Here is an 18747-nt window from a genome sequence, read left to right as displayed (position 1 = left end):
GACCCCTCCGGTGAGAAGGGGGGCGCGGTCAGGCGTGCCAGTCGGTGACCCCGCCCGGCACCGGCGCGCCCGGGTCGTACGGGGTGCGGGTGAAGATGAACGTGTTGAGGTCCAGGTGGCCGGGCGCCACCCGCAGCGTCTCCCCGGCGTAGTAGCCGTCCAGCCCCAGCCACGTCCCGTCGGGCTGGGGCACGAACCGCGAGGCCCGTCCGCTGCCGCCGACCGGCTCCAGCGACAGCCCGCGATCGGGCAGCAGCCGCAGCATGTACGGCTTGGGCCCCCAATGCCACAGCCCGGTCAGCGCCAGCAGTTCGGGATCGGCCGCGACCGGCTGCCACTCCTCGGGCAGGCGCGGCTCGTACTGCTGCAGGATGTCCAGCAGGTCGGTCAGCAGCGTGCCGGTCATCCCGGTGGTGGTGTTGGCCATGAACAGCACTCCCACCCCGTCGGCGGGGTCGGCCCACACGGTGGCCAGGAACCCCGGCATCGACCCGGTGTGGCCGGCCAGGCGCCGCCCCGAGAGGCGGGCCAGCTGCAGGCCGAGCCCGAAGCCGCCGGTCCAGGCGTCCCCGTCGTCCACGCCGACCGGCTCGCGCATCTCGGCGACGGTGTCGGGGCTCAGCACGTCGCCGGTGTCGCCGCCGACGAACGCCGCCCACCGCGCCAGGTCGTGCGGCGTGGACCACAGCTGCCCGGCCGGTCCCATCGCGTCGGCGTCGTGCTCGGGCTCGGCCAGCACGACGTCGGCGTACGGGTGGACGGCGTAGCCGGTGGCGTGCGGGGCGCGCGGCCGGGCGGTGGTGTCGTTCATGCCGAGCGGGTCGAGCACCTCGGCCTGCAACGCCTTGAGCCAGGTGGTGCCGCGTGCGCGGGCGACGAGCTCGCCGAGCAGGGCGAAGCCGACGTTGGAGTAGTGGAAGCGCCGCCCCGGCCGGTGTTTGAGCTCGCCGGGCCCCAGGCGTTCGAGCAGGTCGGTGACGGGGACGCCGGGGGTGCGTTCCCACCAGTCGGTGGGCGGTTCTGCGGTCAGGCCGGCGGTGTGCGACAGCAGCTGGGCGATGGTCAGGTGGCCCAGCGGCGTGCCGGGCAGGTGCTGCTCGAGCGGGTCGGACAGCCGCAGCGCGCCCTCGTCGCGCAGCCGCATGACCACGACGGCGACCATGCTCTTGGTGATCGACCCGATCCGGTACTGGGTGGCGGCGGTCGGCGGCGCGCCGTCCACCCGGCCGCGCCCGCCGAACCATGCCGGCCGCCCGTCGCGCACGATCGCCGCCACCAGCGACGGCACCCTGCATTCGGCCTGCTCGACGGCCAGCCTGCGCAGCAGGGCGCGCGCCGTCGCATCTCCCACCTGGCTCATGGGCGACAAGAGTAGCGCTTGGCTGAGCACCAGCCGCGGGCCGGCGGGTGTGCGGGTGGTGGCCGGCGTACGGGACGACGGCATTGGCACCGGCGGGGAAGCGCTGACGACATTGATCGGCGATCCGATGTGCACGACGTGTCGATGAACGCTGACATTGCGAATACCAGGACACATATTACGTCGTCAATGTTATTGATGTGTGTCCTCGAGCGGCCGGGCGAACCCGAAAGCGGTGCCCGGAAAGGCGTGCCGCCGGCCGTCATTTGGATGCCGCCTGCGGAACGGCACGACGAGCCCCCTATTTCACCTGAGGAGGGGGGCCATTGTGCTTACTTGCGGTGCGCGGCCTCGTACTTCTCGACCACCGAGGACGCGATACGGCCACGCTCGCTGACCGGCAGGCCGTGGGTCTTGGCCCACTGCCGGATCTCGGCGGACTTCTCACGGCTCATGGCGCGCGCGGCGCCACCTGCTCCGCGCCGGCCACGGCCACGCTCGGCACGAACAGGGCGTGCGGCGTTGATGAAGGGAGCAAGTGCCTTCTCAAGCTTGTCGCGGTTCTTGCCCGACAGATCGATCTCGTAGTTGGTGCCGTCGAGAGCGAACTTGGTCGTGCCCGACGCCTCGCTGCCGTCGATGTCGTCGATGAAGATCTCTTGAATCTGCTTAGCCATGCTGACGCTCCAATGCGTTTTTGCCGCCAGGCATCTGTTACATGCTCCAATTTACGCTTCCCATTATGAAGAAACCGGTCAGCAGGTGGTTCGTATCCTTCTCTTTACGGCTTGCAGGGCAAAGCCTTGGCGGAAGAGCGCGCCGCCTGCCGGCGGGTGTTGTCGCTCTTCGGATTTCTCCGGACGGAGCACGGTCTCCGGCGCGGCGTACCGGACGCCCCCTCGCGACCGGGAGCGCCTATTGTCCGGCCATTCCTCTACTCTGACCCGGGAAGCGATCCAGCAGGAGAGGGTGAACGGTGAGCGAAAGTGCGGCTAGTGCCCCCGGTACCGAACTTTCCGCCGTGCTTGAGCGCATCACCTACGCCAACGAGGAGACCGGTTACACGATCGCCCGTGTGGCCACCGAGCGTTCCGGCTCCGAGCTGCTCACCGTGGTCGGCCCGCTGCTGGGCGCGCAGGTCGGCGAGTCGCTGCGGCTGCACGGACGCTGGAGCTCCCACCCTCGTTACGGGCGGCAGTTCGAGGTGTGGTCCTACAGCACGGTGCTGCCGGCCACCGTGCAGGGCATCCGCCGTTACCTGGGCTCCGGCCTGATCAAGGGCATCGGCCCCAAGATGGCCGAGCGGATCGTCGACCACTTCGGCACCGACACGCTCGAGGTAATCGAGCAGGAGCCGCAGCGGCTGGCCGAGGTGCCGGGGCTGGGCCCCAAGCGGACGAAGATGATCGCCGCCGCCTGGGAGGAACAGAAGATCATCAAAGAGGTGATGATCTTCCTGCAGGGTGTCGGCGTGTCCACCTCGATCGCGGTGCGCATCTTCAAGCAGTACGGCGAGTCGTCGGTCTCCGTCGTGAAGAGCCGGCCGTACCAGCTGGCCGACGACGTGTGGGGGATCGGGTTCAAGACCGCCGACACCATCGCCCAGGCGGTCGGCATCCCCCACGACAGCCCCGAACGCGTCAAGGCGGGCCTGCGCTACACCCTGTCGCAGGCCGCCGACGACGGCCACTGCTACCTGCCCGCCCCCAACCTCGTCGCCGACGCCGTCAAGATCCTCGATGTGCCCGCCGACCTGGTCGCCGCCTGCCTGGAAGAGCTCGTCGCGAGCGAAGGCGTCGTACGCGAGCCCATCCCGGCGGGTGAGAACGTGGTGCCGGCCGTCTACCTGCCGCCCTTCCACCGCGCCGAGGTCTCGCTCGCCTCCGGCCTGCTGTCGCTGCTGCGTTCCGGGCACGACCGGCTCAAGGCGTTCGCCGATGTCGACTGGGAGCGGGCCGAGAGCTGGCTGCACGGCCAGACCGGCGCCGAGCTGGCCGCCGAGCAGCGCCAGGCCGTCCGCCTGGCGCTGACGGAGAAGGTCGCCGTGCTGACCGGCGGGCCGGGCTGCGGCAAGAGCTTCACCGTGCGCTCCATCGTGCTGCTGGCCCGCGCCAAACGTGCCAAGGTCATCCTGGCCGCGCCCACCGGCCGTGCCGCCAAGCGGCTGGCCGAGCTGACCGGCCACGAGGCGACCACCGTGCACCGGCTGCTGCAGCTGCGGCCCGGCGGCGAGGCCACCTTCGACCGCGACAACCCCCTGGAGGCCGACCTCGTCGTCGTCGACGAGGCCTCCATGCTCGACCTGCTGCTGGCCAACAAGCTCGTCAAGGCCGTCGCCCCGGGCGCGCACCTGCTGTTCGTCGGCGACGTCGACCAGCTGCCCTCGGTCGGGGCGGGGGAGGTGCTCAAGGATCTGCTGGCCGCCGACGACATCCCGCGCGTGCGGCTGACGCAGATCTTCCGCCAGGCCCAGGAGTCCGGCGTCGTCGTCAACGCCCACCGCGTCAACACCGGCCACCACCCGATCCTGCAGGGCATGACGGATTTCTTCCTGTTCCCATGCGAGGAGCCGGAGGAGATCGCCGCCCTGACCGTCGACGTCGTCGCCCGCCGGATCCCGCGCCGCTTCCGCCTCGACCCGCGCCGCGACGTGCAGGTTCTGGCGCCCATGCACCGCGGCGCCGCCGGCGCCGGCGCCCTCAACATCGCCCTCCAGGAGGCCCTCACCCCGGCCCGCGAGGGCATGCCGGAGCGCCGGTACGGGGGCCGCGTCTTCCGCGTCGGCGACAAGGTCACCCAGCTGCGCAACAACTACGACAAGGGCGCCGCCGGGGTGTTCAACGGCACCGTCGGCATCGTCACCGACATCCGGCCCGACGAGCACAAGCTGACCGTCGTCACCGACGAGGACGAGGCCGTCGACTACGCCTTCGACGAGCTCGACGAGCTCGCCCACGCCTACGCGGTCTCCATTCACCGCTCCCAGGGCAGCGAGTACCCCGCGGTGGTGGTCCCGCTGGCCACCAGCGCGTGGATGATGCTGCAGCGCAACCTCCTCTACACCGCCATCACGCGGGCCAAGAAGCTCGTCGTCATCGTCGGCTCGCGCCGGGCTCTGGCGCAGGCCGTACGCACCAAGGGGGCCGGGCGGCGGCACACCGGCCTGACCCACCGCCTCTGACCAGAACCTTATTCGGTCACAAGTAATTGAAATGTGACCGAACTTCCCCAAATGGTTTCTCGTCTTACATGCAGGAGCATTAAGGTTTTTGGGGTGCGTTTGGTGCCGTAGGGGGAAAGGACAGTGTTGAACGTTACGCCCGCTTGGAGGAAGCCCGCCACCGCAGTCGCGCTGCTCACGGCGGCCACGCTGACGGCTTCGTGCTCATCGGGCGGTGGCGGCACCGTCGCCGACGGGGGATCAGGCGGTGCGCCCGAGGCCACCACGAGCGCCACCCCCCAGGCGCCGACCGTCAAGATCAGCCCCGCGGAGGGCAGTTCCAAGGTCAGCCCGGAGAAGAAGGTCGTCGTCACCTCCGACGGCGGCGCCCTGGAGAGCGTGACCGTCGAGGCCGACGGCGAGGAGATCGAGGGCGCCTTCAACACCGACAAGACCAAGTGGGTCTCCAAGACGGCGCTGAAGCCCTCCACCGGCTACACCGTCTCGGCCAAGGCCGGCGCCACCACCGCCACCAGCACGTTCACCACCGTCAAGCCCGAACGCGCGCTGCGGATCGCCGACGTCACTCCCAACGCCAAGGGCGAGACGGTCGGCGTCGGCGCCCCCATCATCGTCACCTTCAACCAGCCCGTCACCAGCAAGGCCACCATCGAGCGGGCCCTGGAGGTCGAGGCCGAGAAGCCGGTCGCGGGCGCGTGGCGCTGGATCAACGACACCGTCGCCATCTACCGCACCGCCAAGTACTGGCCCGCCCACCAGAAGGTGAAGTTCAACGCCCGCATCACCGGCATCAAGGGCGGCAAGGGCCTGTACGGGGTCAAGGACTACTCGGCCACGCTCAAGATCGGCGCCAAGCAGATCAGCAAGGTCGACGTCAAGAAGCACATGATGTACGTCTACAAAGACGGCAAACGCGTACAAACCATGCGCATCAGTGCGGGAATGGCCACCACCCGCGAATACACCACGACGTCCGGCGTGCACCTGACCATGGAACGCGGCAACCCCGTCCGCATGATCTCGCCCGGCCGCAAGAAGGGCGACCCCGGCTACTACGACGTCATGATCAACCACGCCGTCCGCATCTCCAACTCCGGCGAGTACGTCCACGCCAAGGACAACGTGTGGGCCCAAGGCGTGCGCAACGTCAGCCACGGCTGCATCAACTCCCGCCCCGACCAGGCCAAATGGTTCTACGACAACTTCCAGCGCGGCGACGTCGTCGACATCATCGGCACCAACCGCGAGCTGGAGTGGAACAACGGCTGGGGCTTCTGGCAGATGTCGTTCTCCCAGTGGAAGAAGGGTAGCGCCCTGAAGAACAGCAAGGCATGATGCACATCCGCCAAGGCCGCGACGGCGACGTCCCCATCGTTTTGGGCATGTTCGACAGCGCCGTCGCCTGGCTCACCGCCCAGGGACGCACCGGCCAATGGGGCAGCAGCCCCTTCACCGGCAACGAACGGCGCACCCGCCAGGTCACCGGCTGGCTCGAGCTCGGCGACATGCGCATCGCCGAACTCGACGGCCATCCCGCTGGCTGCATCGTCGTCGGCGCCGCCCACGACTACGTCGCCCCCGCCACCGAACCCGAGCTGTACGTCCAGGCCCTGGTCACCGACCGCCGCTACGCCGGCCACGGCGTCGGCCGTACCCTGCTGGACTGGGCGCACGACGAAGCCGGCCGGCGCGGCGTCGCCCTTCTGCGGGTCGACTGCTACGCGGGCGGCGACGGCCGGCTGGTCTCCTTCTACGAAAGCTGCGGCTTCACCCGCAGCGCGCCGTTCACCGTGGGGGAGTGGCCCGGCATGCTCCTGCACCGCCGCCTCTGAATCAGGGCGGGGACGGCAGCAGCCGCCTGCCTGCCCTCCAGGGCGCGCTCGCGACTGCGGCCGCCCTTCATCCCCCGACAACGGCGCAACCGGCACGGTGACCGCCACTCCGGACGGGCCGTGGCAGCCCCTGAATAGCCATTGGGCCCATACGTCGTTTCGACATAACTCGATTCGATGTGGCAGGGTGGTGGCGTGCTCGAAGTCGCGATACTCGGCTTCCTGGCCGATGGCCCGCTGCACGGCTACGAACTGCGCCGCCGTGTTGCCCAGCTGTCCGGCTACACCCGGCCGGTCAGCGACGGCAGCCTTTACCCGGCCATCAACCGCATGCTCAAACGTGGCCTGCTCGACCGCCGCGTCGAACCCGGATCCGCGGCCGTACAGCGCCACGTCCTGAGCCTGACCGACGCCGGCCGCGCCGAGCTGCTCCAGCGCCTGCGCAAGCCCGCGGACCACGAGATCACCGACGCCGGCCGCTTCTTCACCATCCTGGCCTTCCTCTCCCTGCTCCCCGACCTGGCCGACCAGCACGCCGTGCTGCGCCGGCGCCTGGAGTTCCTGGAGGAGCCGGCGAGCTTCTTCTACCAGGGAGAGCGCCCTCTGCGCGCCCAGGAGATCGCCGACCCTTACCGGCGCGGCATGCTGCGGATCGCCCGAGCCACCAGCCACGCCGAACGCGCCTGGCTCCACGAGGTCCTCGCCACCGAAGCGGACGGCGCTGGCGGACAGGCACCTCCGGCGCGCAAGCCCGGGGCTGAGGAACAGCGGTACAGCCGTTATCGGTGAGATTGATCTTGGTAGTCGTGGCGGCGGTCAAGGGTGACGTCGACCAGGCCTGATGGGCGTATGCGCTGCGGCCAGGACGACTGACGGGGTCTGGGCATCGATTTGCCCTCCCGCCTCGCACTGCTCTCTCTGGTTCTGCTGCTGCCCGCCGTCTCCGCCTGCTCGAAGGGCTGGACGAACTCCGATGGAAGAACCATGATCGTGGCCGGCGGGCCTGGCGTTGAGGTCAGCGCCGGCGTACCGAGTTCGCCGCCGCCTGGCCGGGCGGCGGGTGGCCCGGAACCAGCCCAGCCCGACGGCCTGGATGCCGACGACAGCGAGGGCGGGGGTGGTGGGCGGAGGCCATGTTCGACGGGTATGAGTGGGTCCGGTGAACGTGCCAGGCGCCCGATCAAGCTAGGGCTTGTTCAGATAGGCCAGGACGGCGCGGACGCGGCGGTTGGTGTCTTCGTCGTCGACGATGCCGAGCTTGCCGAACATGGAGGTGGTGTACTTGCTGATGGCGCTGTCGCTGAGGAAAAGGCGGCGGCCGATGGCCTGGTTGGACAGTCCCTCGGCCATGAGGGCCAGCACGGCGTGCTCGCGTTCGGTGAGCCGCTCCAGTCCGCGGCTTGGGGAACTGCTGGACAGCAGCTTGGCGATGACCGCCGGGTCCATGGCGGTCCCGCCGTCCGCGACGCGCTCCAGGGCGCCGATGAACTGGTCGGCGTCGAACACGCTGTCCTTCAGCAGGTAGCCGACGCCGCCGGAGCCGTCGGCCAGGAGCTCCCGCGCGTACAGCTGCTCCACGTGCTGGGAGAGAATGAGGACCGGCAGCCCGGGCATCTCGGCGCGGGCGGCGAGGGCCGCGCGCAGGCCCTCGTCGGACTGGTTCGGCGGCATGCGGACGTCGATGACGGACACGTCCGGGCGCCATCTCCGTAGCGCCTCCAGTGTCTCGGGGCCCGTGGCCGCCGTGGCCACCACCTGGTGTCCGTACGCCTCGATCAGGCGGACCATCCCGTCGCGCAGGAGGTAGAGGTCTTCGGCTACAACGAGTCGCATGGCAGTGCCATTCTCACACGGGTCGGGCCGCCCAGCGGGCTGGTGATCTCCAGGGTGCCGTCGAAGACCGCGAGGCGGCGGCGCAGACCGGCGAGTCCGCCGTCGGCGCGCACATTGGCCCCGCCCCGCCCATCGTCCTCGACCTCGACGACGAGATCGCCGTCGTCCCGGGAGAGGGAGATACGCGCCCGGGACGGCTGGGCATGTCTGACCGCGTTGGTCAGCAGCTCGGCGACGCCGAAGTAGACGGCGGCCTCGATCGGCGGGTCCAGGCGCAGGTCGGCGTAGGCGCTGACGGCCACGTGGAGGGGGACGTCCAGGGCCAGGGCGCGGACGGCGTCGACGAGCCCCCGCTCGTTCAGCACCGGCGGGCTGATCCCCTTGACCAGTTCGCGAAGCTCGGCCAGCGAGGCGGCGGCACCGCCCCGTGCTTCCCGCATCAGCGCTTTTGCCTGGTCGGGGTCGGTCTCCATCAGTTTCTCCGCGGTCGCCAACGCGAGTCCGAGCGCTACGAGGCGGGCCTGCGCCCCGTCGTGCAGGTCCCGTTCGATCCGGCGGATCTCGGCGGCCTGCGCGACCGTCGCGTCCGCGCGCTGGGCGGTCAACTCCTCCACCCGCTCGGTCATCGCCATCGCGCGCGACGGGCGCAGGAAGCGGACAGCCACTGGCACGAGCAGCCGCCAGGCGTACGGGGCTGTGGCGATGGCCACGACCAAGCCGAGCACCCCGACGAGGCGCGCGGCGAGCCCCGACTGGCCAAGCCCGAGGACCGCCGCGACCACGCCGGCCGGCGGAACGGACGCCACCACGCCCGCGGCGAACGGCACGATCCCGGTGAACCGCACGTCACGCCAGACGCGGGATCCTTCCACCGCACCCGCCACTTCTGATCCAGAACGGCGTCGCGGCGGCTGCGCTCGTAGGAGAAGCCGTTCCACCAGTACCCGGTGGACATCCGCACCACCGGCCCGGCCTCCCGGTACCCGGCGGGGATGAAGGTGCCCGTCCACCTCGCCACCAGCGAACGGACCAGCCGGCAGACCGGCCGGGACAGCCCGGGGGTGCCGACGCACACCAGCACGAACGGCCCCAGCCACGACCATGGGTTCCCCGCACCCCACCAGATGGCCCACGCTACGGCCACGGCCCACACGGCCGGGACCAGCGTGGTGACGATCGCCACCACGCACGACCGCACGAACCCCACGCCGACGCGCCCCGCCCAGATACCCAGCTGCCGCATGCCTCTTCCTTCGCCTGCCTGTTCGGTGCTTCTACTGTGCACCGCGCGGAGCGCGCCACTGCCCTGGCCGGCCAAGGAGTGGGTCTGGCCCCACCCACCTGTGTGCCTGGACCGATACCGCCCCGGCCAAGCGCTCCGTAGCGTCGCTGAGCATGGAATCCAACAACCCCCGCACCCAAGGGGCCTTCGACACGGCGAAGAACAGCATCAAGGTTTACGGCGCACTCAGCGCCATCGCCCTTCTGGCGGTCATCGTGGTGTCGAGCAGCGGTCATATGGTGAACACGTTCATGTGGGTCCGGGCAGCCCTGCTGCCTGCGGTCGCCGTGCTGATCTACCGGATGACAGTCTCCGCTTCCCGGGGATCTCGACGGGCCTTCGAGCGCGTGAATCCCTCACCGTCATCGTGCCGATCGCGATCATCGGCGTCGACCTGATCCCGGGGATGTGCCCGCTGTGGTACGCCGTGATGCAGGTCGTCTGCATGCTGCCCGTCATCCGGGTCGCGTTCATCACCCGCGGCTCCGCACTGCGCGCCGCCTTCCCCAAGAGGCGCTGATCAGGCTTCGAGCGCGTTTCTCCACCCTCGGTGGCGCCGCCCCGTCCCATGTGGGCGGCGCCTGCCGCTCCAGGGCAGCGGGCGGTGCCCTCTCGGCCACGCCTCCACCGAGACCACGCAGCTGTACGCATTGCTGGACGACAAGGTCGCCGATGCCGAGATCCGCGCCGCCCGCCGACGCTGGGACAAAGCGATCCACTGACGACAAACCACTCAGGGCTCATCGCACCCTCTTGCACCATAAGCGCAGGTCAGCGATGGGTTCGTTGGATGTTCCGCGATTGCTACCGGGACCCCAACGGGACGTCACCAGGTTTCCCTGAGAAGAACTCACGGAATTGGTCCATCGTTAAGGGTCCGAAGGGCCAGCGCATGCCGGTCCGGTTCGAAATGCGGTAGCTTCCGTGCAGCGGTCGTCGTTACCGTGCCGGGGTGATCTATGAGCATCCCCTGGCGTACGTGCTCGGCCTGGAGGGCATCGCCCTGATGCGGGCCTACACCGGCGAGCACGACCGCGCGTTCGTCGAAGCGCGCCTGGCCGAGATCCGCAAGCTCCTCGACAGCGACTTGCTGGCCGACGCCGCCGTCGAGGTCGCCCGCGTGGACACCGTGGCCGGTTACAGGGTCTGGTCGCAAACCTACGATGGCCCCAACACCGCGTTCGACATCGACGAGCCCTTCATCAGAGAGATCGTCGACGCGCTGCCGGTCGGCGACGCGCTCGACGCGGCGTGCGGCACCGGCAGGCTGACGGCCCACCTGGCCGGTCGCGGCCATCGGGTGCGCGGCGTCGACAGCTCGCCCGACATGCTGGAGCGGGCCCGCCAGCGGGTGCCACAGGCAGAGTTCCAACTGGGCGACCTGTCGTCCCTGCCGGTGCCCGACGAGTCCGTCGACCTGGTGGTCTGCTCGCTGGCGTTGACGCACGTGCCCGTGCTTGACCCGGCGCTGGCCGAGTTTGCCCGGGTGGTGCGGCCGGGCGGGCATGTGGTGATCACCGACATCCATCCCGATGGCGTGGCCCGGGGGGTGGTCCCGCCCGTACGGCTGCCCGACGGACAGCCGGGGAGGGTGGCCACCTACCGACATCTGGTCGGGGACTACCTGAGAGCCGCGCTGGCGGTGGGGCTCCAGGTGCGGCGGTGCGACGAGCCCCTGCACCCGCCAGGAGAGCCGGGCCAAGGGACCGACGTCCTGGAGCCGTGGGACGTGTGGCCGTGGGCCCTGTGCGACCTGGCGCCCGAGGCTGCGCACGCGGCCATCGCCGGAACGGCGTCGATGCTGTTCTGGCATTTTCAGCGCTAGCCGGGAGGTAGGGGAAAGCGGCGGCAGCGTCGCCTCCTTGTGCTGTCTGGCCGAGACGCCGAGTGGCGGGCACAGCAGGCAGCGTTCCGGGACAATTGAGACGCGGCATCGCAGAGCGACACGCGTCGGCGACACGGTTCGCAGGCCCACGCACCCGTGGACACTGGCCGTTCATGCGTTGCTCCAGCATCTGGAGGAGGCGGGGTTCCCTTACTCGCCGCTCTGATGGCCCTTGCCCGCCTGCTGCGCCACTATCACGACGCGGTCGCCGGCTTTCGCCCGCCCAGGGGCTCAGATGGTCCAGCGGCGAGACAGGACCACGCGATGACGAGGTGATCTGTCACGGGGACTTCGGACCATGGAACATCGTCTCGCGTGGTGAACGCCCCGCCGGGATCCTGGACTGGGACTACGCCCGGCCCAGACCGCGGCTGCACGACATCGCCTACGCGCTGGAATACGTTGCGCCATTCTGCACTCGACCAGCGCGCGGCCCCGGGCGACGCCGCAGCCGCCTGCCTGCAGGGCTGTGCCGGCTGACTACAGGGTCCTGCCCGTGGCGTAGCGGTAGCAGGCCGCGACGACGCTCTTGGCCACCTCGAGTTCTTGTTCCGTGCGGGGACCGTAGAGCATCACCACGTTGATGGTGGGCGAGTACAGGGGGTGGCGCTCGCCCCAGCCCTTGTCGATGAGCTCCTGCTGGTCCTGCTGTGACAGGGCCAGGTGCAGGCTGCCGTCGAGGTGAACGTGGGCGAACTCGGCGACCAGGCGGGGTGGCAGGAGCACCGCGCCCTGCGGCGGCGCCGCGTCCTCTTCCAGGAAGAAGGCGAGCGAGCCCGGCTCGGAGATCTCGCTGGGCTTGATCCGGGTGCCGGGAAGCCCGGTGCTCATCCACTGTTTGAGCTGCTCGCGGATCTCGTCGGGGCTGTTCTGGCTGAGCTGGACGTGCGGAACGGACGGGCCGGTACGGGGACGGACACCGGCGCGAGAGGGAAGTGATTGTGACAGCATGACGAACTCCTCAGAAAGCGATGACGATCTTGCCGCGCCATGTCACGCCCTTCCCCACGGCCGCCACCACGCCGGTGGCCTCCACGCCGGGCACGAACGGATGTGTCACCGGGGACATCGCGCGCAATTCACCCGTGATCACCTGGCCAGGACCGGGTGACGGGTCGGGCATGTCGTGGATGCGCAGCTGCTCCACCGACCCGCAGGCGCAGACGATGAGAGCTTTCATGATCAGCGAATCCTCAAGTGGCGGAAAATCGGACGGGTCAAAGCCTGCTCGCCACCCGCTGCTCCGCTCACCGCCCGTTCGGGCGGCATCTACTACTCGAACGGGCAGTCACCTCGCCAACCCGTCGTCGCCTAGCATCGGGCCCATGGACCTGCCCGACCCGCGTACCGTGCTGGCGGCCGCCACGTCGGTACTGCAGGCGCCGATCGGCGCCATGCTGGAGCCGCTGTCGCAGGCGTTGGCGCAGTTCCTGCCGCACCGGGCGCTGGCCATGCTCACCGGCGACTGCGCCCGGCACCCCATGAAGGCCCACGGCGAGCCGGCGATCACCGAGAAGATCACCAGCGCCGAACTGGCCCGCGTCGGCGGAACCGTCGGCGTGGGGGAGCCGTGGTACGGCCGGGTACGCCTGGCCGGCGAGGACCTCCCGATGCTGGCTGTCGCCTCCCGCCCGGCAGGGGCCTCCGGCGGCCTGCTCGTGGTGGTGACCAGCGCCGAGGAAGCGCCCGCCGGCCCGGCAGGCGAACTGGTGCAACGGCTGTGGGACCTGATCGCCCTGGAGCTGATGCACCGGGCCGAGAACCTGCCGCCCGCCGACCTGACCGGCAACCGGCTGGCCGCCGGCGAGCGGGCCCGCGTCATCGCCGAGCTCACCAGCACCCACGCCGCCACACTGCAATCCCTGCTCGGCACCTTGCGCAGCCGCACGCTCGACGACGCCGCCGCCCGCCGCACCGCCACCGACCTGGCCGTGTCAGCGTTGATCGACCTGCGCGCCGCGGCCGACCTGGACTCCACGCTGAGCGAGGAGCCCGCCGGGGCCGCCTTCGACCGGCTGACCGGCAAGCTCGCGCCGCTGATGCGCCACAGCCAGGTGTCGCTGGAGCTGGCCGAGCCGCGCGACCCCGACCGCGCCCTGCCCGCCGACATCGCCAACACCGCCCAGGCCCTGGTACGGGGCGCCGTGGTGACCATGCTCGAGCAGGACGGCCTGACCAGGATCCGCGTCACCTGGGAGCCGGCAGAGTCCGAGCTCCACCTCGTCGTCCGCGACGACGGGCCGGGCACGCTGGCGGCCGACGCCCTGCCCATGCGCCGCCTGGCCGAGCTGGCAGCCGCCGCGGGTGGCCGTCTCTTTCTGGACGCCGTTCCGGGCTGGGGCACGACGATCAGTGCAGCACTGCCGCTCCACCCGCCCGCGCCCCCGCAATCGGACGCCGCCCTGGCCGCGCTCAAGCCGCGCGAGCTCGAAGTGCTCGCTCGGCTGGCGCGCGGCCTGCGCAACCGGCAGATCGCCGAAGACCTGCTGATCAGCGAGCACACCGTGAAGTTCCACGTGGCCAACATCCTCGACAAGCTCGGCGTGGGCAGCCGCACCGAGGCCGCTGCCCTCGCTCACACCTGCGGCCTGGCCACGCCCGCCTGACCACGATCCGCCTCCCAAGCCCTCGGCTGCGGCCCGGCCAGCGGCGTCGCCACCGGCAGCCCCAGCACCCCCGGCCCATAGCCTCGGCCGCATGAGTGCGCTTGACGGCGACGGCCACACCGCCGACCACGCCGCAAAACACGGGGGAGTAGCGATATACGGCCCTCCACTCGGGTCGCTGCGACCACCCGAAAGGTAGCTGAGAGTTACATCTCTGGATCGGTACGTGTCGGTCACGGCTTGGCCGTACCGCTGGGTAGCCGTGTCATCACGGATCACTGTTTCTCTCGTTCTTCTGGGGCGGATCGGGAGAAAGGATCCCAGCCGATGCGGAGAGAGTGGGGGCTGGAGGACCTCGTCGAGTGCTGGACGCTGGATGAGGCCGAGGCCGACCTGCTGGGAAACAAGACCGGGGCTACGCGTTTGGGCTTTGCCCTGATGCTGAAGTTCTTCGAGCAGGAGGCACGGTTTCCGCGCCGGGAGGATGTGCCCAAGGCTGCGGTCGACTACGTGGCTGGGCTGGTCAAAGTGGATGGCGAGCTGTTTGCCGCCTAAGACTTCGCCTCCCGTCAGGCCACCAACCATCGCTCCCAGATCCGGGAGTTCTACGGGTTCCGTGAACCGACGGTCGCCGACGAGGACAAGCTGATCTTCTGGCTGGCCCGCGACATGTGCCCGGTGGAGATCGCGCGTGAGCGGTTGCGAGCGGCGTTCCTCGCCCGCTGCCGAGAGGAACGGATGGAACCTCCCACCCCCAAGCAGGTCGAGCGGCTGGTGGGCGCGGCCGAGGCGATGTTCGAGCGCGAGTTCACCACCGCCACAATGGAGCGGCTGCCGGCCGCGGCGGTGACCGCGCCGCAGGAGCTCATCAAGGTCCCCGACCCGGATCCCAATGGTGAGGGCGATGGCCGGGACTGCGGCGGCGCGGGGATGCGCAGTTTCTTGCAGGAGCTGAAGGAGGACCCGGGGCCGCTGCAGTTGGAGACGCTGCTGGCCGAGATCGTCAAGCTGGAGCGGGTCATGGCGATCGGTCTGCCGGAGCACCTGTTCGAGGGCACCTCGGAGAAGGTCGTGGAGGCCTGGCGGGCGCGGGCGATGAGGATGTACCCCTCCGACTTCGCGGCTGCCTCGCCGCGGGTGTGCCTGACGTTGCTGGCGGCGTTGTGCTGGGTGCGCAAGACCGAGATGATCGACGGCCTGGTGGAGCTACTGATCCAGCTCGTGCACAAGATCAGCGTGCGGGCGGAGAAAAAGGTCGAGAACGAGATCAGCGCCGAGTTCCGGCGGGTGCACGGCAAGCACGGTATCTTGGCCCGGCTTGCCCAGGCCGCCCTGGACCTGCCCGAGGAGGTCGTCCGCAAGGCGATCTACCCCGTGGTCGGTGCCGGCACGCTGGCCGACATCGTGGCCGAGGCCAAGGCGAACGAGAAGGCATTCAACACCCGGGTGCGAACCTAGCTGCGCGGTTCCTACTCGCGCCATTACCGGCGCGGTCTGCCCAAGCTGCTGCGCGCGCTGGTCTTCCGGTGCAACAACACCGCCTTCCAGCCGGTGATGGACGCGCTGAAGCTACTGGACCGCTACGACGGCTCCGAGGCCGTCTTCTATGACCGCGCCGAGCTGGTGCCGCTGGAGCATGTGGTGCCCGAAGACTGGCAGGAAGCCGTGGTCGACGAGCGCGGCCGCGTCGAACGGATCCCGTATGAGCTGTGCGTGCTGGTCGCGCTGCGCAAGGCGATCCGGCGGCGGGAGATCTGGGTCGAGGGCGGCAAGATCTGGCGCAACCCTGACGATGATCTGCCGGCCGACTTCGACGACAACCGGGACGTGCACTACGAGGCTCTGGCCAAACCTCGCGATCCGGCCGCGTTCATCGCCGACCTGCAGCGCCGCCACGCCGCGGCCCTGGACCGTCTGAACGCGGCGATGCGCAAGGGCGCCACGGGCGGGGTGAAGCTCACCCGCAAGAAAGGCGAGCCGTGGATCAGCGTGCCGCCGATCGGCAAGCAGGAAGAGCCGGCCAGCCTGAAGGCGCTCAAACAGGAGATCTCCCGGCGCTGGGGCGTGATCGACCTGCTGGACGTGCTCAAGGACGTCGCCCACGTCACCGGCTACACCGCCGCGTTCACCTCAGTCGCCTCGCGCACCGTCACCGATCCCGCGGTGCTGCAGCGACGGTTGCTGCTGTGCCTGTACGGGCTGGGGACGAACGTCGGGATCAAGCGGGTCGCCGACGGCGTGGCCGCGGCCGCGCTGCCCCGGGACCAGATCGACAACGAGGCAACGCTGCGCCGTACCCGCCGGCTGTTCATCAACCGCGACAACCTGCGCGAGGCGATCCGCACGCTGGTCAACGCCACCCTCGCCGTACGCGACATCGGGCTATGGGGGCCGGGTACCTCGTGCGCGTCCGACTCGCGCAAGTTCGGCTCGTGGGCGGCCAACGCGATGACCGAGTGGCATCAGAGGTACCGCGGGCCGGGGATCATGGTGTACTGGCACGTCGAACGCCGGTCCGTGTGTATCTACAGCCAGGTCACGTCCACGACCGCCTCGGAAGTGGCCTCGATGTTCGAGGGCCTGCTGCGGCATCTGACGGACGCCGACATCGATCGCCAGTACACCGATACGCACGGCGCTTCGATCGTCGGGTTCGCCTTCTCCGAGTTGCTGGACTTCAAGCTGCTGCCCCGGTTGAAGAACATCGGCTCGGCGCGGCTGTACCGGCCTGGGATCGGCCCCGAAGCTGGCGGGGACGAGGCGTGGCCGGCGCTGGAGGTGGTGCTGTCGCACAAGACCATCGACTGGGACCTCATCGCCCGCCACTACGACCAGATGATCAAGCACGCGACCGCGCTCAGGTTGCGCACCGCCGAGTCTCACCAGATGCTGCGCCGCTTCACCCGCGGCGGCCCCAAGCACCCCACCTACCAGGCCATCGAAGAACTCGGCCGCGTGGTCAGAACGATCTTCATCTGCGACTACCTCGCCGATGAGGAGCTCAGGAAGGAGATCAACGAGGGTCTGAACGTGGTGGAGAACTTCAACTCCGCCAGCAAGGACCTGTTCTACGGCAAGGCCGGCGACCTGACCGGCGACGACCGGGAGCACGCCGAGGTCTCCGCGCTGGCCTTGCACCTGGTCGCCGCGGCGATCGCCTACCTGAACACGGTGATGATCCAGATCGTGCTGCGCGATCCCGCCTGGCGAAAGCGGCTGAGTCCGGCCGATCGGCGGGGCCTGTCGGCGCTGTTCTGGACTCATCTGAACCTGTACGGGCGCTTTGAGCTCGACATGAACCGCCATCTGGAGTTGGAACCCGCCCTCGCCGGTCCGCCGGAGTGACAGCATCACGCACGCGCACGACCTGGCGCTGCTACCACCGCCCGGTAACAAGGCGTTGTCGTTTTACGGCCGGGTGGCACGGACGCAGTACAGCAGGTACGGCAGGCGCCCTCGGCTTCCACCTCGAAGCCGGCGTCCTGAATCATGGTGCCGAGCAAGTCACGCGGGTCGTGCCGCATGGCAGGGCCGGACAGGGCGCCGACGAGGTGCCGTGCCAGGGGGTTGGCCGGCGGGCGGAACTCGGCGATGAGCAGCCGCCCGCCCGGCCGTAGTACCCGGAACATCTGCCGCACCGCCTCGGGGCGGGCGCCGGCGGGCATGTGGTGCACGGCCAGGCTGGAGACGACCAGGTCGAACGAGCCGTCCGAGAACGGCAGGTCCTGTCCTTCGCCGAGGAGGTAGGTGCAGTTGGCCGGGGCCTGCCGGGTGGCGTAGGCGATCATCGCGGGGGATGGGTCGAGTCCGGTGACATGGCCGCCGGAAGCGACGACGGGGGCCAGGATCCGGCTGAGGTAGCCGGTGCCGCAGCCGACGTCCAGGATGCGATCGCCCGCCCGTGGCCGGGCCGCGGCGGCCACGCGAGTGAAGGCGGCGCGACGGCCGCCGAGGAACGCGATCGAGCCGAAGACCTCATACGCCCGCGGGCGGTCGATGGTGCCGCCCGCGTCGGCGTGTTCCTCATGGTGGTGCAGCAGCTTTCCCAGTCCCATGGCATGGCCTCCCGAATTCCGAACAATGTGTTCGGTTATGAATGATGCGTTCATACTGTGGGAGGGTCAACGAGCAGATCGGCTGGGCTGTGCCGTACTGAACAGGGAGAGGGAAAGTGTCCGGAGACCGGCGGGTGCGGCGTACGCGGCGCATGGTCCAGGAGGCGCTGGTGGCGCTGATCCTGGAGAAGGGCTATGAGGCGGTGACTGTCACCGACATCATCGACCGTGCGGACGTGGGCCGCTCCACGTTCTACTCCCATTTCACCGACAAGCAGGACGTGCTGCTCAGCAACCTCGACGAGCTCGCCTTCCTGCATCGGGCGCCGGCCAGTGGGTCGCGGGAGCTGTTCGCGTTCAGCCGGCCGATGTTCGAGCACGTGCGCGAGCAGGAGCGGCTGGTGCGGGCGCTGCTGGGGCGGCGCGGCGGCGGGCCGGTACACGCGCGCGGGGAGCGGCTGCTCGCCGATCTCGTCAGGGACGAGCTTCTTGCCGCGGGCGCGCGGGCGTCGGCCGCCCTCGACCTGCTGGTGGTCTGCGTGGTCGGGGCGTTCATGGGGTTGCTGCGGGCGTGGGTGGACGGCGAGACAGCGGCCTCGCCCGCCGAACTGGACGCCGCTTTCCGCGCGGCCGTCGAGCCCGGTGTGCGGGCCGTGCTGGCTGGCCCATAGCCGAGAACGAGGGCCACCTTCAGGGCCAGTAAAAAGGTGTTA

The 18747-nt window shown here is 69.6% G+C and carries 20 protein-coding genes; 13 read left to right on the top strand and 7 right to left on the bottom strand.

Annotated features, from left to right (window positions below; genetic code table 11):
• Positions 1-28 precede the first annotated feature (28 nt).
• Positions 29-1360: a serine hydrolase domain-containing protein gene (locus tag ACIBVN_RS40290; RefSeq protein WP_397145551.1), complete on the bottom strand. Its 1332-nt coding sequence runs from the start codon at positions 1358-1360 to the stop codon at positions 29-31.
• A 332-nt stretch (positions 1361-1692) separates the two neighbouring features.
• The gene (locus ACIBVN_RS40285) at positions 1693-2037 is read right to left on the bottom strand and encodes an Lsr2 family protein (protein ID WP_349456914.1); all 345 of its coding nucleotides are present in this window, start codon (positions 2035-2037) and stop codon (positions 1693-1695) included.
• 344 nt (positions 2038-2381) lie between these two features.
• Here ACIBVN_RS40285 and ACIBVN_RS40280 point away from each other — a divergent pair, with 344 nt between their 5' ends.
• From ACIBVN_RS40280 to ACIBVN_RS40265, 4 genes are all read left to right on the top strand, one after another.
• On the top strand, positions 2382-4541 hold the full coding sequence (locus ACIBVN_RS40280) for an ATP-dependent RecD-like DNA helicase (protein WP_397145550.1): 2160 nt from the start codon (positions 2382-2384) through the stop codon (positions 4539-4541).
• 123 nt (positions 4542-4664) lie between these two features.
• Positions 4665-5876: an Ig-like domain-containing protein gene (locus tag ACIBVN_RS40275; RefSeq protein ID WP_397145549.1), complete on the top strand. Its 1212-nt coding sequence runs from the start codon at positions 4665-4667 to the stop codon at positions 5874-5876.
• Between the two features lie 47 nt (positions 5877-5923).
• Complete coding sequence (locus ACIBVN_RS40270) at positions 5924-6373, top strand: GNAT family N-acetyltransferase (RefSeq protein WP_397145548.1); 450 nt, start codon at positions 5924-5926, stop codon at positions 6371-6373.
• 195 nt (positions 6374-6568) lie between these two features.
• Positions 6569-7162, top strand: a complete 594-nt coding sequence (locus ACIBVN_RS40265; protein WP_397145547.1) for a PadR family transcriptional regulator — start codon at positions 6569-6571, stop codon at positions 7160-7162.
• 396 nt (positions 7163-7558) lie between these two features.
• On the opposite strand, the gene ACIBVN_RS40260 is transcribed toward ACIBVN_RS40265, so the two are convergent.
• Both ACIBVN_RS40260 and ACIBVN_RS40255 read right to left on the bottom strand, forming a co-directional pair.
• Positions 7559-8206: a response regulator gene (locus tag ACIBVN_RS40260; RefSeq protein WP_397145546.1), complete on the bottom strand. Its 648-nt coding sequence runs from the start codon at positions 8204-8206 to the stop codon at positions 7559-7561.
• A complete protein-coding gene (locus tag ACIBVN_RS40255; protein ID WP_397145545.1) occupies positions 8191-9078 on the bottom strand; it encodes a sensor histidine kinase in 888 nt (295 codons plus the stop codon). Before ACIBVN_RS40255 ends, ACIBVN_RS40260 begins: the two co-directional genes overlap by 16 nt.
• A 523-nt stretch (positions 9079-9601) precedes the next feature.
• On the opposite strand from ACIBVN_RS40255, the gene ACIBVN_RS40250 reads away from it, so the two are divergent.
• The 4 genes from ACIBVN_RS40250 to ACIBVN_RS40235 all read left to right on the top strand — a co-directional run bounded on the left by ACIBVN_RS40250 (position 9602) and on the right by ACIBVN_RS40235 (position 11957).
• On the top strand, positions 9602-9886 hold the full coding sequence (locus ACIBVN_RS40250) for a hypothetical protein (protein WP_397145544.1): 285 nt from the start codon (positions 9602-9604) through the stop codon (positions 9884-9886).
• Entirely contained in the window at positions 9856-10008 is a 153-nt protein-coding gene (locus ACIBVN_RS40245; RefSeq protein ID WP_397145543.1) for a hypothetical protein, read from the top strand. The genes ACIBVN_RS40250 and ACIBVN_RS40245 overlap by 31 nt, the downstream gene beginning before the upstream one ends.
• 432 nt (positions 10009-10440) lie before the next feature.
• A complete protein-coding gene (locus ACIBVN_RS40240; RefSeq protein WP_397145542.1) occupies positions 10441-11313 on the top strand; it encodes a class I SAM-dependent methyltransferase in 873 nt (290 codons plus the stop codon).
• Between the two features lie 173 nt (positions 11314-11486).
• Positions 11487-11957 carry a phosphotransferase gene (locus ACIBVN_RS40235; RefSeq protein ID WP_397145541.1) on the top strand — a complete coding sequence of 157 codons (471 nt, stop codon included), beginning with the start codon at positions 11487-11489 and terminating at the stop codon, positions 11955-11957.
• On the opposite strand, the gene ACIBVN_RS40230 is transcribed toward ACIBVN_RS40235, so the two are convergent.
• Positions 11854-12324 (bottom strand): luciferase family protein, encoded by a 471-nt coding sequence (locus ACIBVN_RS40230; RefSeq protein WP_397145540.1) that lies wholly within the window; start codon positions 12322-12324, stop codon positions 11854-11856. The genes ACIBVN_RS40235 and ACIBVN_RS40230 overlap by 104 nt on opposite strands.
• Positions 12325-12334: 10 nt before the next feature.
• Complete coding sequence (locus ACIBVN_RS40225; RefSeq protein ID WP_397145539.1) at positions 12335-12553, bottom strand: hypothetical protein; 219 nt, start codon at positions 12551-12553, stop codon at positions 12335-12337.
• Between the two features lie 145 nt (positions 12554-12698).
• On the opposite strand from ACIBVN_RS40225, the gene ACIBVN_RS40220 reads away from it, so the two are divergent.
• From ACIBVN_RS40220 to ACIBVN_RS40205, 4 genes are all read left to right on the top strand, one after another.
• Positions 12699-13979, top strand: a complete 1281-nt coding sequence (locus ACIBVN_RS40220; protein ID WP_397145538.1) for a response regulator transcription factor — start codon at positions 12699-12701, stop codon at positions 13977-13979.
• 327 nt (positions 13980-14306) lie between these two features.
• Entirely contained in the window at positions 14307-14534 is a 228-nt protein-coding gene (locus tag ACIBVN_RS40215) for a DUF4158 domain-containing protein (RefSeq protein ID WP_397145537.1), read from the top strand.
• A gap of 183 nt (positions 14535-14717) precedes the next feature.
• Positions 14718-15437 carry a hypothetical protein gene (locus ACIBVN_RS40210; protein ID WP_397145536.1) on the top strand — a complete coding sequence of 240 codons (720 nt, stop codon included), beginning with the start codon at positions 14718-14720 and terminating at the stop codon, positions 15435-15437.
• A complete protein-coding gene (locus ACIBVN_RS40205) occupies positions 15438-17324 on the top strand; it encodes a Tn3 family transposase (protein WP_397145615.1) in 1887 nt (628 codons plus the stop codon).
• 5 nt (positions 17325-17329) lie between these two features.
• Here the strand turns inward: ACIBVN_RS40205 and ACIBVN_RS40200 are convergent, their stop codons facing one another.
• On the bottom strand, positions 17330-18034 hold the full coding sequence (locus ACIBVN_RS40200) for a class I SAM-dependent methyltransferase (RefSeq protein ID WP_397145535.1): 705 nt from the start codon (positions 18032-18034) through the stop codon (positions 17330-17332).
• Positions 18035-18150: 116 nt separating this feature from the next.
• On the opposite strand from ACIBVN_RS40200, the gene ACIBVN_RS40195 reads away from it, so the two are divergent.
• Positions 18151-18705, top strand: coding sequence for a TetR/AcrR family transcriptional regulator (locus ACIBVN_RS40195; protein WP_397145534.1), 555 nt, complete (start codon positions 18151-18153; stop codon positions 18703-18705).
• The last annotated feature ends 42 nt before the right edge of the window (positions 18706-18747 follow it).

The organism is Nonomuraea sp. NPDC049400, from assembly GCF_044466425.1.
GTDB lineage: Bacteria > Actinomycetota > Actinomycetes > Streptosporangiales > Streptosporangiaceae > Nonomuraea.
The sequence above is the reverse complement of the archived record's forward strand: the minus strand, read 5'-3'. Positions and strand labels throughout refer to the sequence as shown.

Coding starts and splice junctions, on each gene's coding strand:
- ACIBVN_RS40290 (WP_397145551.1), bottom strand. CDS start 1,360: ATGAGCCAGGTGGGAGATGCGACGGCGCGCGCCCTGCTGCGCAGGCTG.
- ACIBVN_RS40285 (WP_349456914.1), bottom strand. CDS start 2,037: ATGGCTAAGCAGATTCAAGAGATCTTCATCGACGACATCGACGGCAGC.
- ACIBVN_RS40270 (WP_397145548.1), top strand. CDS start 5,924: ATGTTCGACAGCGCCGTCGCCTGGCTCACCGCCCAGGGACGCACCGGC.
- ACIBVN_RS40260 (WP_397145546.1), bottom strand. CDS start 8,206: ATGCGACTCGTTGTAGCCGAAGACCTCTACCTCCTGCGCGACGGGATG.
- ACIBVN_RS40250 (WP_397145544.1), top strand. CDS start 9,602: ATGGAATCCAACAACCCCCGCACCCAAGGGGCCTTCGACACGGCGAAG.
- ACIBVN_RS40235 (WP_397145541.1), top strand. CDS start 11,487: ATGCGTTGCTCCAGCATCTGGAGGAGGCGGGGTTCCCTTACTCGCCGC.
- ACIBVN_RS40230 (WP_397145540.1), bottom strand. CDS start 12,324: ATGCTGTCACAATCACTTCCCTCTCGCGCCGGTGTCCGTCCCCGTACC.
- ACIBVN_RS40225 (WP_397145539.1), bottom strand. CDS start 12,553: ATGAAAGCTCTCATCGTCTGCGCCTGCGGGTCGGTGGAGCAGCTGCGC.
- ACIBVN_RS40220 (WP_397145538.1), top strand. CDS start 12,699: ATGGACCTGCCCGACCCGCGTACCGTGCTGGCGGCCGCCACGTCGGTA.
- ACIBVN_RS40215 (WP_397145537.1), top strand. CDS start 14,307: ATGCGGAGAGAGTGGGGGCTGGAGGACCTCGTCGAGTGCTGGACGCTG.
- ACIBVN_RS40210 (WP_397145536.1), top strand. CDS start 14,718: ATGGAACCTCCCACCCCCAAGCAGGTCGAGCGGCTGGTGGGCGCGGCC.
- ACIBVN_RS40200 (WP_397145535.1), bottom strand. CDS start 18,034: ATGGGACTGGGAAAGCTGCTGCACCACCATGAGGAACACGCCGACGCG.